Here is a 13159-nt window from a genome sequence, read left to right on the forward strand (position 1 = left end):
TTAAATTTATATACTTTCTTATCGTACAAAAAAAGATCCGGATATGAATCCGGATCTTCATCTACTATTGATGTATTATTTGCAAACGTCACTTTTAAAATTATCGGGCTTTGTTTCCGCTTTGAATCAAGGCTTTGATGGCTGCATGACGATCCTTACTGTTGAATACGGCCGATCCTGCAACAAAGAGCGACGCACCTGCTTCAAGGCAAAGCGGCAAAGTCTCCGCATTAATACCCCCATCTACTTCAATCACTGCTGAAGATTTTTTCGAAATAATCAGCTCGTGCACCGCTTTGATTTTATCAATCATTGAATAAATGAACGTCTGTCCGCCAAATCCGGGATCAACAGTCATCACTAAGACGTAATCAACATCTGCGACAATTGCTTCTAGTGCTGAAGCCGGGGTTGAAGGATTTAACACAACGCCTGCTTTCGCCCCGCCGTCTTTGATGATCTGAATCGCGCGATGCAGATGTTTACACGCTTCTACATGAACAGAAATCATATCAGCGCCTGCCTCTAAGAAATCCGTCAAAAGGCCGGCCGGCTCTTCCACCATTAAGTGCACATCCTGAGCAACATGAGTCTCCTTTTTTAAGGCCTTTACAACCGGAGCACCAATCGTTATATTCGGAACAAAATGACCATCCATGACATCAACATGAATGAGATCGACATCGTGTTCTATTTCCTGCACGTCTCCGGCGAGATGTGCAAAATTTGCAGATAGAATTGATGGTAATATTTTCATTGCCTAATCTCCTCCTAATATCTGTAAGCGTTTTCTATCATATTATTTTACGACTTCACATTTGTAAAGTCAAAGTCAAAAAGGTGATGAAATAATCAAATGATTCTTCTTTGCATATTTTCTATCTTTCCTTTATCCTAATGATGTTAACTTGATATCTTTATCATACTCATCTGTTGAAACATGCGAAAAGCTCGCACGTTCATGAATATGCTGAATAACGAAGCACCAGCAAACGCTTTATTTAAAAAATGTAATCGGTACTCATCTTGTAGACTTAATCATTTTTGAGGAGGAAAGAAAGATCATGAAAAATCTGTATTTTATCAGGCATGGACAGACCTTATTTAACAAATTGAATAAAGTTCAAGGAGCTTCAGATTCTCCGCTCACTCAACTTGGTGAGAAAGCGTCGAGTCAGTTGGGACTGTACTTAAAAGAAAATAATATTCAATTTGATACCGTATACACAAGCGATCTCGGCAGAGCTCGGCAAACGGCAAAGCGTATCGTCCGTAATCTAGCCAATCCTAATACACCGCTCATTGAAACAAGAGATCTCAGAGAAGTCTCATTCGGTTCATTTGAAGGAGGTTCAAACGATGTTTTATGGGCAGAAGCAAGCAAAGCCGCACCTGATTTGGCTGTTGATGAAAGTTCTTCAGATAAAGATAAAATCCATATTCTGGATACAATCAAGCGTATTGACCCTCTCAATCTTGCAGAAAGTTTTGAAGAGGTCTCTGATCGTATAGCCAGAGTTCTGGATAAGGCACGTACCGAGGAAGCAGAGAATCTTTTATTTGTCAGCCACGGTCTGTTCATTAATACGCTTCTCTATATCCTCTCCGATCAAAAGCGTCATGTAACCACAATTCCAAATACGAGTGTTACCAAAATTACCTATGAACAGGGAGAATTCACGATTGTGTATATTGGCAGGGTAGAAAATCTTTAAAAGAGTTAATGCTTAATCACACAAACCGTATTTATGCAATAAGTTGGCGGAGAAAAGATCTTATCTCCGTTTTTTTATTGTTTCATAAAATTATAGATCGGCACGTTCACAATAAATGCATCATTAGAAAGATCAAGGATAGCTCAACGAATGAAATCCCGGCCGATCATTTATCAGAGAAGCTTACTTTGTCTCGTGTCATGAAATCCCTGCATAAGCTAAAGGTAACCCGCACGTCAAACTAACTCAAGATGCCTTAATTCACTCGGATCAAGTCTTTCACAATACCAATCCTACTGTTCAAAAGTTAATAAAGAAATTTAAGCTTCGACAATCCATGTCACGCCGAGGAACCTGTTAAGATAAGGCTCCTCAAGAATCCTTTTTTAGGCATTTAAAAGATGGATGTTGCATCAAACAGTGCCAGACGTTCGGAGAGCTAAAAAAGGAAATCAAGGAATACATCCTACTATAACAACTACAGGTATCAATGGGATTAAAAAAGATGACTCCTGTTCAATACAGAAATCATCTTCTATAGCATAAGTCTTTTTTTAATTGCTGAGTATACTCCCCTTTAGGTAGACAAGTAAAAAACCAAAACTTGGACGGCACGTACTCGGCGGTTCATGCCGAGATACCATACCCGACGGAAAAACGGTTACCGACGTCCAACACACAATTGATGGACTCACGCAAATGTCTGGGATGACAAACACCTTTTGAGATCTTCTATCATCAGGTGTTGCACTTGATTTGACAATTCAAGCTTTTAAAAAAGTTCTTCGCTTTGTTCGTAGAGAACAAAATGAAGAACTTAGGGTGCAGCAAAATGATCGTCCATCTAAACTGATTTAGATTTTCACACAATTTGGCACGGGAATTGAAAATCAATCAGCTTTCTCAGGCGGCACAATCCCATTGTCACGCTCGTATTGTCGTGGCTACCGCAATAAATCATTTCATTGTATCTGCTAACTCTTTAAACCATTGCGCACTCTTCTTGATGTAACGCTTCTGAGTTTCGAAATCTACATAGAACAGACCGTAGCGCTTATTGTAACCATTCGCCCATGAGAACTGATCTTGTAAAGACCAAACAAAATACCCCTGAACATCGACACCTTCGGATCGGGCCTGCAGTATCTTTTCGATATGCTGCTCAATATAATCAATTCTCGGTGAATCGTCAATAACGGTATTCTCATTGACAAACTTATCTTTATAGCCCAAGCCGTTTTCGGTAATGTAAATTGTTTTAATGTTTGGATACTCTTTTGTGATCCGCTTCAGAATATCATACAATCCTTCAGGATAGATGTTCCAGTCCCAATCCGTTGTTGGAACATCCGGATTTTTAACGGTTTCACCAACACCTTTGAATTTAAAGCTTGATGTACCTTTTTCACCGGTGCCGTTAAAATGATTTTCGCTTTCGCCATGATATGTCTTCACAAATTTACTTTGGTAATAATTTAAACCAAAGAAGTCGTTTTGCGTTGATGCCTTTTTCAATTCGTCTAGATCACCATCTTGAATTTCCAGCTTCGCGTTGTTAATGTCTAACAATTCGTTAATCAACGTCATAGTCTCCGGTGTATATTCGCCCTTAAATGTTCCATCCAGCAAGAACTGATTCATAAATGCATATTGGAGATCAGCCGCATGCTGATTTTCCGGTGTTGCCACGATCGGATACACATTTTCCAAAACATGGATGAGACCAATTCTCCCTTTCAGATTCAAGCTCTTATAAAGATTAACAACACGTGCGTGAGCAAGCAATTCATTATGCTGCGCCTGAATCGCACTCGTAACGTCAAAATGATGATTGGGCGGGAAATTCCCCTGAATATATTGGGAGTAAGCCAACGAAATCAATTCATTGATGGTGAACCAATTCGTGACCTCAGTAAATTCTTTGAAACAAAAACGAGCATAGTCTACAAAGTAGTCGATATTCTTACGATTCAGCCAGTCGCCATCTTCAAATAAAGTCGCAGGTGAGTCAAAATGATGCAGCGAAACATAAGGCTCTACGCCATTATCCAAGCATTCTTTAAAAAGACGATGATAATATGCAACGCCTTCCTGATTCGGTTTACCGTAGCCCTTCGGGAAAATACGTGTCCAAGCAATCGATACTCGAATCGCGTTCAACCCGTATTCCTTCGAAAGATGAATATCTTCCGAGTAACGATTATAGAAGTCGCTCGCCGGATCCGGTGCGAAACGTCCTTGTTTTTTCAGATAATCATCCCACATCGTTTTTCCCTTGCCATCAACCTTTGTGCTTCCTTCGACCTGATACGCCGCGGTTGCACCGCCCCAGACAAAGCCTTTCGGTAATGCTCTAACTCTGTTTAGTAATGTCAAAATGATTCCTCCTTGTATGAGTACTCATCTACTGGTACTTAGATTTCGTTCACTCAGATTACTCATTGATCTCATCAATAATCGCTTTCAATGCTTTTTCAGCATGCTGCGTCCAATCAATGTACTGGCGACCACTAGTCTTGATCATCTTAGCATCATATTGTGATGTTTCCTTTCTTAACTCGTCTTCCATTGTATCCATTTGTGGTGCAAGAATAACGATGTCCATGTCCGGCAGTAAATCACTGTGTGTCCCGTAAGCTTTACCTATTGATTCAATAGGTAAATTGTTGTTTTGGCCTAATTTGGTCAACGCGTTCGCCAGAATACCACTGGTTCCGCCACCGGCACATAGAACGAGAACGTTTAATGTTTTCCCATCTTTTACCTTGTCCAGAGGAATATCGCCATTATTCGCTTGAACGGGAGCTTGTTCAGTTTTCTTTTCTTCTGGTTTTTTTGCTGTTTCTAATGTTGATGCTGCTGTATTGGCTGTTAAAGTATTTGATTCCGTCTGAGTACTTTGGACATTAGCAGCACCCTCCGCGGCTTCAGCAGCCAGTTCATCTTTATAAGTTGCGATATCGTATGCTTTAAAGAAGGGATAATAAATAATCGTGTCGACAACCAGAAGCAAAATAGCCAGTACAAACGCAAGCGGTGCAAATCCGGTACACAGCGGCAGACCGATCGGTCCAGGCATCGTGAACGGCATGTACGCGATAAAACTGTTCATATTAAGAACTTCAACGAAAAACTTAAACAGCCAGACGTTCAGAATAGGCGCAACAATCATCGGGAAAAAGAATGTCGGATTGAGAATCAGCGGTGCTCCAAACAAAATCGGTTCGTTTACTCCAAAAAAGACAGGCACAGAAGCCGCGCGTCCGACAGCCTTAAGCTGCTTCGATTTTGCAAAGAATGCGAACAGCAATGTGACCATCAAAGTCGCACCGGTACCACCGAGAGTTGCAACAAAATATTGGGTACCATAAGTCAATATATGAGTTGCGTGTTCACCGGCCTTGAACAAAGCCATGTTTGTATCAGCATTGGCATATTGTGTCGCGGCAATGGCCGGCTCGACGACTGAAGGTCCCTGAATACCAATGAACCAGAAAAAAGGCATCGCACCGTATATTAACGCTAATCCGCCCCACGAATCTGCAGCGCTGAAGATCGGTGCAAGCACATTAATGATCCATTCGGCAAGGTTCTGGCTGGTGAGCGCTCGAAATACAATGTCGAACAACCAAAAAAAAGTTGTCGCAAACGCAAATGGAATAACGTTCTTAAACGCGTCCGAAATGTTTTGCGGTACCTGCGGTGGCATTTTCACAGTTAAGTTCCGCTTAAAGCAGAACTTATAAATGTTCGGAACGATAAAACCAACGACAAATGCGGCAATTAGACCCTTTGTACCCATATAACCGGACGCGAAGTTAATGCCTGCGTTAACTCCTGTTTTCGTCATAACAGGATCGACAACAGCCATGAAATACGCGATATTGGCAGTGAATTGAACGGCTGTGATCGGCATTTGGTTCGTTTTCGACAATTCCAGATTAAGCTTTTGACCTAATGCCTTGGCAACAGTTCCCGCGGCAAGCATACCCATTAATCCCATTGAATAATTGTAGAACTTATTCAGCGCATCATTGAGTCCTGTCGGCAAATGATAGCCCCAAATCAATGGAATATTAGCAATCAACAGAAAAAGACTTGAAAATAATACAATTGGCATAAGAGCAATAAAGCCATCGCGAATAGAGGAAAGATATTTATTTGCCGCCAACTTTTTAAACGCCGGCTGCCATTTTTCAATCATTGCAACAAATCCATTCATGTTTGTTCCCCCTCCAGCAAAATTAATTTAATTGATTTTCTAATTTGTAAAGCCTTTCATAACTATCAATAAAAAATTTGGCTTCTTCCATAAGCATCATCGTCGTCATCAGGCTGTCCTGACCGTGAACCATAATAAATGTAACTTCCATATCCTGACCGCCCGCCTCCTGACTCAATATTTTCGTTTGAGCCTGGTGAGCGTCATTAACCGACTTTCTTGCTTCTTCCACCAACTTGCGTGCTTCTCCAAACTGACCTTTGCGCGCATTCTCCAATGCTTTTAAAAGTGCTGATTTCGCGTCACCTGAATAAGCAACAATTTCAAAACCTGCCATTGATATTTCTTCTTTAGTAGCCATACATGAGTTCCTCCAAATCTAAAGTTTATGTTTACTTCGTTTACTAATTATATTGGAACCGGTTTCAGATTTCAATACTTTTTACTAAATTTTGTTTGAATATGTTTACTAATATATCAGTAATGTTCCCTTGCGAATCGTTAACGAACAGTTAAGCATAAATTTCATACTTTTACTTAAATAAAATGCTTTCAGTATGGTATCTCTTTTGATTTATCCAAATAATTTGTCATGAACCATAAGGTTTGATATATTGTTGTTGCATAGGAATTACCGGCATGAATCATCGCTCAAAATGAATATTTCTTCATATAGTATTTATTAAAAGCATTCATTAAACCGATTTATATCTTGTATATCAGGGGAAGTGTATTTTTGTCCACAATTAGAGATATTGCCCATAAAGCCGGCGTTTCGAGCGCCACCGTTTCAAGAGTACTTAACTATGATCGGACACTGTCTGTTTCAGATGAAACACGTAAGCGAATTTTTGAGACTGCAGAAATGCTAAATTACTCAAAATATAAAAAAAAAGTGCGAAACAAAAAGACGGTTGGCACTCTGGCTATTGCGTTATGGTACACAGAACAGGAAGAATTGAATGATTTATACTATCTATCCATTCGATTAGGTGTTGAGAACAAAATCCAATCCGAAGGTTTCGAAGTTGTTCATATTTTCCCAAACGAAAATATAGAACGACATGGAACTTTTGATGGGATTATTGCCATCGGTAAATTCAGTGACCAACAGATAAAAAAACTAGATACTATTAGTAAATATTTAGTATTTATCGACTTTGACACACTTTCTTTAGGCTATGATTGTGTAGTTACTGACTTTGAACATTCCGTCAGGCAAATTATTGATCATTTTATTGCCGGCGGCATCCAGACAATCGGTATGCTGGCAGGAAAAGAATATACAAGTGATCGCGTAACCCTCCTTCAGGATGCTCGATTAACTATTTTCAAAAATTATATACAGACAAAAACGAAGCAATCGCCAGAACATATTTTTTTCGGAGTGTTTACACCCGATTCCGGATATGAACTGATGAAGCATGTAATTCAAAAAATGGGCTCAGATCTTCCAAAGGCTTTCTTTGCCGCAAACGATGCAATCGCAATCGGCGCTATGCGTGCCTTGCATGAAATGAATATCGCAGTTCCTGAACGTGTTTCGATCATTGGCTTTAATGATATCTCCATTGCAAAATATACATACCCGCCACTAAGCACTGTGAGAGTGTACACGGAACAGATGGGTGAACAAGGTGTAGAATTACTCTTGCAAAAAATGAACGCCACTCACCGGATTCCTCATCGTGTGACTGTGGGAACGAAGCTGGTGTTGCGCGAAAGCAGTCTGTGAGAGCGGCTGATCATCTACAAAACAAGCAGACTATCACTTAACGCACGCCAAACGGTCGCCGCATGATACGTTTGCCAACTCAGCAAATCGCCTTAACCGTGACGCCTTTTTTAGTAACGCTTTCGTTACAAGTCTCCCTTTCTTTTTCTGTCAGCATTCTTTAATTCAAATTCGTAATCTATTTTCATACTTTTATCAAAATTACGTCTTTATTATTTAGAACTGAAAGTTGAAAAAGTAGCCGGTTATGGGCCAAATAGTCGGATTAATGGAATTTAGCAAAGATAATGAGAACCCGTCTGCGGATCATGACATCCAGAACATTCTTCTGGGGAGTATAACCATTAGAAATAAAAATGACACCCCAAAGAAATCTATCTCAATAACCGCCATGACTTAACTTTCAAAAATGTTAAACTAGCAAACGAGAACAAACCAAAATTTACAATTGATAAGAATGCGGTTTATAATTTATCAATTGACGATAACGTCGCTCGATTATAAATTAATCATTTTTTGAAAAATTGAAGGTGTCTCAAAAGTCTTTTGACTATGAGACACCTTTTCTTAAGGCAGGGTATTGATTTAAGCACTTAAGGTGCAATTTTCCTGAGGGATCGTCTTTGTAATGCGCGCAACCGTGACATTGAATACTTTTTCAGGACCATCTCACCTATTCATTGACAACTTAGATTAGAATGGGAAATCTACAGAACGAATACTCTAATAAGGCAAAAATGAAGCCAAACTCTAATGTTCTTGCATGTTAACCATGCTTTACTTCCTTCTTCCCGTTGATTTCCAGTCCAGTCCTGTATGTTATCATACAGAATCTCAGATGCTGCCAAGTGATTATCTTAATTTACCTTTTGAATTTGACGTGTTGGTTGATGCTATTCGTTCCAGTATTCAATTACTGTGTGAATTATAGGTCTTCTTTGAAACGTTAACTACCGTATTGTCAGGAACCGTAATCGTAATCGTGCCATTTTTGTCATTCTTGTATTTTACATGTCCATCTGTTGTTTCCCACTTATCCGATTGCACAGTTTTGTATTGTCCGTATTTTACGGAACGAATCTTTCCAACTCCTTTTAATGTAAAGGTGGCGTCAGAGTCCAAAGTACTTGCAAGGACGATATTGTTTTTATCACGCTGCAGGGCAATGCCCATACTCTTATTAGAGTCCGTCCTGTAAGTTACTTCTGTATTATTCAATTTTTTCGTATCTGTAAAGCTATCACCGGCGGCAGGAACAGCGTTAAAGAATAAGAGCTGCTTTCCGCCAGCACCATCGGCCTGCTTAGTTGCTAAGGCATGACCAATTTTGGTCAACAGATGGTTAACGTTTCTAATAGAGTCAATGGCAGCACTGCCTTTATAAATATGTGGTTTGAAGGTCCCATCGGCATTCTCACTGTCATAGAGGTCAAATCCGTCACCGCTCTTGAAGTCGTAATAGTTGTGTGTTGCACCGCCAGCCAGCGCAGTAATAATGCGCAGTCCGGCATCTTCAGCAGCATAATTACCTTCTGCCCAACTATTTTCAATGCCTAAACCGTCTTCCATGATCATCGGCAGATTCTGCCCCTGTGCGTATGGTTGAGTGTGGCCGACTTTATAAAGCTGATCATAATTATAGGTGTACGGATCGATACCGACTGCGTCTAAACGGGTTGCTTCATCCTGACGCTGCTTTTCGTTCCAGGCAACCAGTGAATCGCCGCCGTCACCTGGGGCATTATTAACTCGAGTCCAGACCGGATAGTTAGACTCTTTAATTTGAGCAGCTAAGTTATTCGTATAGTTCCACAAGGTCCATGTATTGAACTGCGCGTCCGTTAAATCTTGATGAGCCTCTCTGGCTTCGTTACTTGCCCGCGCATAAGAGCGGGTGATACTTGGTTCATTGGGCATCTGGGCACCAATCACAGTATTTGTGTAGCCAGCCTTTTTGTTATCTTTAGCAATGTGATTAAAAACGTTTTTAACGACGGTTCCTTCCTGCTTTTGCAGGTTAAAATCATTCTTATCCATTAAGTAACTATATTGCCCGATTGCTGAGGTCGGTCCACTCTTTTTAAAAACAGGATCGCCATTCTGCTTGAGCACCTTTTGGTAATTGTGAAGGACATAAAATGGCATCCGCCACTCGGTCGAGACTTTGGTCGTGTCACTGCCAAACCATAAAATTTCTAATTTAATGTTAGCATCTCGGGCTGCTTTAATTATTTGATCTAAATAATCATAATCATAGTTATTCTTTTTTGAAAGGAGTAACCGCGGCTTTTCATTTAACGCCTTTTCGTTCGAAGTATTGTCAGCGATTTTAGCGCCGCCACCCATATCCAGTTCGGCTGAAGCATCCGCTTGCAGCACTAAAGTTACTTTCCCATGATTTTGTTTATTAACAAAGTGAGTCACATCAAAGTCATAGTAGTTTTCATTCTTGATTGGATCGTATTTTGGCGAGGCTGAACTGGACTTAAGTCCGGTTCCTTTGAAAGGAGCAGTATTCCAAGTAATCCGGCCGTTCCAATTATTATCTTTATCTAATCCGTAGATAGTCAGTTTCGCATCACTGGCACTCATGGCGTAGATTCGTAATTTAGCGCCATCGAAAGCACCGAACTTAAATTTACCATTTGTCAGCTGATTTAGGTTGTATTTTAAATAAACAAGCGACTTGGACTGACTGCTGTTCTGTAACTTAAGAGTCGTCTTGCTTTCATCAAAATCTGTTTTGGCATCATCACCATTTTTGATATAGGCAATGTCGGACGGATTTAAGGACGGATCCTTTTGAATATCCGACCAAAGGATCTGACTGTTAATGACTGTAAAGCCATCGTTTTTCGCTTGTTTGAAAGCGTTACGAATGTCGTTAATATTATAACTATAAATATCCCTTAATTTGTCAATCCGGATTTGAATACCATTATAGAATAATGGTCTATAGCTCGAAGAATTACCGTTCCGAACCTCCAAAATCTGGTTCTTATCAAAGGCCCGGTTGTAATCGGATTGTTGGTTGATCACAATTTTTGAAGCCGGATTATGGTTCTTATTCACCTCCGCTTTACTTTGAAGTGGATGAATAGTGAACCCGCCAGCAGCAACTAACAGTGCAACACCTAAATGCAAGAATCGCGTACTCGTTTTCATGCTGTAATCCTCCTTCATTTTCATCAATAAATGTTTAAAAAGACGCATAAAAAGCAATAGATTAAACGCTTTCATTACAATTTTAAAAAAAATCGTCAATGATATGGATCTCTTGGTATCAATGATGTCAAACTCTGATTGAGTTGAATCATTCATACGTTCTCAATCGGTCGCCCCTTTCGAAATTGACTTTGTGTCTGTCTAATTTTTCCATACAGCTCATCGTCTGACAATTGATTAAAATAGGCGGTCTGGAGACCGATTTGCCGGTCATTTGCAGAGAACAATTCTTGCTTCTCCCATTCGTTAAATACAGGACCGTCCCCCAAAATTCTTAAATATTTTCTTAGTGAATCAATGGTATAGACAGTCAGACTGACATTGACAAGACAATCGTTCCAGTAAAAGTGATTCCATTGATCATGTTCCGCGTTTTTCATAGCCGCTAATGCTTCTTCAAAAATTTTCATCCCATCCTGAGCAAGCATATAGGCTTCAAAATAATTTTTCTTTAAATATTCTTCATAAGCAGCGCAGACTTTTACGGCGCCTCTGCATCCAGAATCGTGAATAATGCTCTGCAGCACTATATTATCAAAAAATAGCTGCCTGTCTTTTGCGTCGTTTATTGAATCATAAACACTTTGTACTTCTTTACGATATTTTCCCCACAAGCCCACTCCTTCTTCGCATTTTTCCTTAAACCATTTGACCTGATTTTTGAATGAAAGTTCACCGGTTGCCCAAAGCAGTGATTCTAGTGTTTCTTCTTTTTCTGCTCCTCGAACTAAATGACAGATAATTTCCCGGGTAAGATAATTGTAAAACTCCTCGCCTGCTTTATCATCTTCATGTTCGCCGTATTGAATTGGACTTTTGAAATAATCCATATAGCATTTTTGAATTTGATCTTGTTCAGATAAGTAATATTTTCGGACATAGTCCGCTCTGTAGCCGGCAACATCTATAGTACCGCTTTTCCAAAGCGTACTAATGACCCCCAGAGTATATGTGTGCGGCTTAATATTCCCGCAATTGACAATCATATAGTCATCTGCCCCGGCATCAAAGGCTTTCTCAATTTCAGCCGCAACGAACTCCGGTGAATTTGGCAGCATGGTCAGATGATTCGATGTCTGAAGATCATGAAACGACATATGATAATAGATTCCGTTTCCTTCTTTATCCTTTGAGGTAGGTAGCGCATAAACACGCGGATTATCATTTTCCTGGCGCCTTGAAACCATTTTTCCAAATCCGTTATCCGCCCAGATTTTAATGACTCCGTCTGGCACATCAATGTAACCTTTATTATAAAGTCCCATAATTTCTCCGTAAATATTCGTACAGAAAGCAGGATTCTTTACGTGCTTTCTAACAATGCCCATCTGTATTCTCATGATCTGACTGATCAGTCTGCCTCGTTCTTTATCCGTTTTATATCTTGAATCGTTTTTCCAGAACGCTGCATCTCCCTGACCTCTAAAACCGATATTCCAAACGACTTTTTTATCTTTTTGTGAAATAACTCCTTTTTCCCAGATCTTCTTGAATAAATCACTGTGCACCGCATAGCTGGCCTCTTTATCTGGATAGACCCGTAAAAACATCTCCGCACCCAGTGGTTCCGCATGGTGATGGGTAATGTACAGTCCCCACTCTGAAGCCGCACGTCGATTTTCCAGTGCCTTTTTATCGGTCCCGGGAATGATCATATTTCCACCGCATCGCAGCAGCGTTTCATAGATAATCTCCCATACCTGAGTAGACTCACTGCCTGTTTTCCAACCATTGATTAAAACTTCATCATTAACAAACCAACCTCTGTATCTGACTTTGTTTGGTGAAGAAACATAATCCACTCTCTCAATTTCAATGTACTCCTTTGTTTCTGGTTCTTTATCATTGAAGAACCAGAAAGGCTCCACACCGAGATATGTATGACTGACATACAGGATCCCGTAAATTATACCTAAATCATCATACGCTGTAATGTTCAGTGCATGTTCACCTTCTTCATCGGTGAATGTGATTGAAAATGTTTCTTTATTCCTTGCCTTCTCATCAGAAAGATAATTAATGACGATTTTGTCACTGTAATACGCATTACTATATGCAAGCGTTCTCTCCATGTCCCTTTTCAAAATATTTACCGCATGAATAATTGGGAGTGTTGCACTGCCATTCAATATTAGCCGTGTGTTGCTGTTTATTATAAAACTGGAACCAGTCATAAATAATCAGATCCTCTTCATTTTTTAATAATATAAATGGTCAGTCCTCAATAATTTAGAGGACAAACCATCTCAACCATCATCTGCT

At 39.9% G+C, this 13159-nt stretch carries 8 protein-coding genes and 1 pseudogene; 3 read left to right on the forward strand and 6 right to left on the reverse strand.

Annotated elements, in window-relative coordinates:
- Nucleotides 1–100: 100 nt before the first annotated feature.
- Complete coding sequence (rpe, locus tag NIE88_RS19225) at nt 101–757, reverse strand: ribulose-phosphate 3-epimerase (RefSeq protein WP_253064871.1); 657 nt, start codon at nt 755–757, stop codon at nt 101–103.
- Nucleotides 758–1064: 307 nt separating this feature from the next.
- On the opposite strand from rpe, the gene NIE88_RS19230 reads away from it, so the two are divergent.
- Together NIE88_RS19230 and NIE88_RS19235 are read left to right on the forward strand one after the other, a co-directional pair.
- Nucleotides 1065–1715 carry a histidine phosphatase family protein gene (locus NIE88_RS19230; RefSeq protein WP_253064873.1) on the forward strand — a complete coding sequence of 217 codons (651 nt, stop codon included), beginning with the start codon at nt 1065–1067 and terminating at the stop codon, nt 1713–1715.
- Nucleotides 1716–1965: 250 nt separating this feature from the next.
- Nucleotides 1966–2256, forward strand: a pseudogene (locus tag NIE88_RS19235) (IS3 family transposase); the annotation flags it as partial.
- 416 nt (nt 2257–2672) lie between these two features.
- Here NIE88_RS19235 and lacG read toward each other — a convergent pair.
- Genes lacG through NIE88_RS19250 form a run of 3 tightly spaced genes read right to left on the reverse strand, consistent with a single transcriptional unit; the run spans nt 2673 to nt 6298 of the window.
- Entirely contained in the window at nt 2673–4091 is a 1419-nt protein-coding gene (gene lacG / locus NIE88_RS19240; protein ID WP_253064875.1) for a 6-phospho-beta-galactosidase, read from the reverse strand.
- Nucleotides 4092–4149: 58 nt separating this feature from the next.
- Complete coding sequence (locus NIE88_RS19245; RefSeq protein WP_253064876.1) at nt 4150–5937, reverse strand: PTS transporter subunit EIIC; 1788 nt, start codon at nt 5935–5937, stop codon at nt 4150–4152.
- A 22-nt stretch (nt 5938–5959) separates the two neighbouring features.
- Nucleotides 5960–6298 carry a PTS lactose/cellobiose transporter subunit IIA gene (locus NIE88_RS19250; protein WP_253064878.1) on the reverse strand — a complete coding sequence of 113 codons (339 nt, stop codon included), beginning with the start codon at nt 6296–6298 and terminating at the stop codon, nt 5960–5962.
- 375 nt (nt 6299–6673) lie between these two features.
- Here NIE88_RS19250 and NIE88_RS19255 point away from each other — a divergent pair, with 375 nt between their 5' ends.
- Nucleotides 6674–7672: a LacI family DNA-binding transcriptional regulator gene (locus NIE88_RS19255; RefSeq protein WP_253064880.1), complete on the forward strand. Its 999-nt coding sequence runs from the start codon at nt 6674–6676 to the stop codon at nt 7670–7672.
- 909 nt (nt 7673–8581) lie between these two features.
- Here the strand turns inward: NIE88_RS19255 and NIE88_RS19260 are convergent.
- Together NIE88_RS19260 and NIE88_RS19265 are read right to left on the reverse strand one after the other, a co-directional pair.
- Nucleotides 8582–10837, reverse strand: coding sequence for a CBM96 family carbohydrate-binding protein (locus NIE88_RS19260; RefSeq protein ID WP_253064881.1), 2256 nt, complete (start codon nt 10835–10837; stop codon nt 8582–8584).
- A gap of 152 nt (nt 10838–10989) precedes the next feature.
- Entirely contained in the window at nt 10990–13071 is a 2082-nt protein-coding gene (locus NIE88_RS19265) for a glycosyl hydrolase 115 family protein (RefSeq protein ID WP_253064882.1), read from the reverse strand.
- Nucleotides 13072–13159: the final 88 nt, after the last annotated feature.

The sequence above is a fragment of the Sporolactobacillus shoreicorticis genome (genome assembly GCF_024125445.1).
Lineage (GTDB): Bacteria > Bacillota > Bacilli > Bacillales > Sporolactobacillaceae > Sporolactobacillus > Sporolactobacillus shoreicorticis.

Coding starts and splice junctions, on each gene's coding strand:
- rpe (WP_253064871.1), bottom strand. CDS start 757: ATGAAAATATTACCATCAATTCTATCTGCAAATTTTGCACATCTCGCC.
- NIE88_RS19230 (WP_253064873.1), top strand. CDS start 1,065: ATGAAAAATCTGTATTTTATCAGGCATGGACAGACCTTATTTAACAAA.
- NIE88_RS19245 (WP_253064876.1), bottom strand. CDS start 5,937: ATGAATGGATTTGTTGCAATGATTGAAAAATGGCAGCCGGCGTTTAAA.
- NIE88_RS19250 (WP_253064878.1), bottom strand. CDS start 6,298: ATGGCTACTAAAGAAGAAATATCAATGGCAGGTTTTGAAATTGTTGCT.
- NIE88_RS19260 (WP_253064881.1), bottom strand. CDS start 10,837: ATGAAAACGAGTACGCGATTCTTGCATTTAGGTGTTGCACTGTTAGTT.
- NIE88_RS19265 (WP_253064882.1), bottom strand. CDS start 13,071: ATGACTGGTTCCAGTTTTATAATAAACAGCAACACACGGCTAATATTG.